The 1,331-nt window shown below is 34.4% G+C and carries 2 protein-coding genes; one reads left to right on the forward strand and one right to left on the reverse strand.

Annotation, left to right across the window (positions count from 1 at the left end; genetic code table 11):
* Positions 1–256: 256 nt before the first annotated feature.
* Positions 257–415 (forward strand): DUF1737 domain-containing protein, encoded by a 159-nt coding sequence (locus tag A5893_RS17645; RefSeq protein WP_157687467.1) that lies wholly within the window; start codon positions 257–259, stop codon positions 413–415.
* Positions 416–590: 175 nt separating this feature from the next.
* Here A5893_RS17645 and A5893_RS04960 read toward each other — a convergent pair whose 3' ends face one another.
* Positions 591–1,238, reverse strand: a complete 648-nt coding sequence (locus A5893_RS04960; protein WP_068821464.1) for an imm11 family protein — start codon at positions 1,236–1,238, stop codon at positions 591–593.
* Between the last annotated feature and the right edge of the window lie 93 nt (positions 1,239–1,331).

Here is a 1,331-nt window from a genome sequence, read left to right on the forward strand (position 1 = left end):
AATCCAATTGTATTTCTTGCTCTTTTTTCATTGCGTTAATTTACGAAAATATTTCCTATGAGTAATGTCTTTCCGGTCGGGTAAGTATGACACATAACGTTCCGAAGCTTTGCGATGTTGACGTTTGCAAATGCAGAAATTGAATAGTAGAAACTAAAATTAACCGAATAAATTAAATAGAAACCACTTCCCGAAATAGCGCAAAACTTATGTTAGGTGCTGTATTTTTAAAAAGTGGTGGGAAAAATTAACAACAATGAAAAAGTATGACCTAGTTATTGAGCAAGAACTCAAAACGTTTATCGAAACAGTAAATGAAGCTGTTGGACTTGGATACGCTCCTATTGGCGGAATTATTTATGCTGATGGAAGATACATACAAGCTATTGTTTTTGTTGGTGAATTAGTGGCGTAATATAGGTTTTGGGGCTTTTAAAAATATTGCACCTAACGTTTTGAAAATTTGTGCAGAAATGGCATTGCTTGCAGAACCATTGTCGCACCGCACTAAATTAAATAAATAACTGATGAATTAACGTAAACCACCGTCAGCCATTTTTGAACAAATTTGCTGTTACCTGCCGTTAATTTTAGGATAATCTTCCTGCTGTATGAATTTTGTAAAAATAAAGCCCCGTATAATTTGACTTTTTAATGTCTTTCCGAACGATGTCATGGACACATAGTGAGACACCTAGTATTTTTGCATTAAAAATTAATCGGTCTTCAATTTTTTCTAAGTCAAATCTTTTTTTAATTGGATGGTCTGTCCCTTCTACAAATGTCGATTTTTGATAGTCTAGAAAGTCATGTTTTTTGAACAAATGCAATATTGAATAATCAGTAGTGACACCATCTAAGTCGGTCAATTTTGCAGGAAACCATTTCGGATTGTCAATATCTGTTAAGTATTGTACTATGGTCGTTCTTAACTTGTCGGAGAAAAGTAGAAAACCACAACTATTAAATTGATAATCTCCTGTCTGCCCAGAAAATCTCCTTGCGTTAATTTTGAATTTTAAAGGGTCTGTCAGATTGAAATTTTTGTCCTTGTTTTCGAAATAATCCCAACGAATGGTTGAGTCCTCTGGGTCAGCATTTCCGACATTAGATTTTTCGTCTCCTGTCAAGTAGTAGTATTTTTCAAGTGTTCGTTCTATTTTCATTATAATGGCAGGTAACGTTTTGCTAATTTGTGCATAAATGGCATTACTTGCATAACCGATGTCAGCCCGCACTGAACTAAATAATTAACGAAAAACCTGAGTTGAACCACCGTCAGCCATTTTTGTGCAAATTTGCTGTTACCTGCCGTATTGTTATTTCATTTT

It is taken from the genome of Pedobacter psychrophilus (assembly GCF_001652725.1).
Classification (GTDB): Bacteria; Bacteroidota; Bacteroidia; order Sphingobacteriales; family Sphingobacteriaceae; genus Pseudopedobacter; species Pseudopedobacter psychrophilus.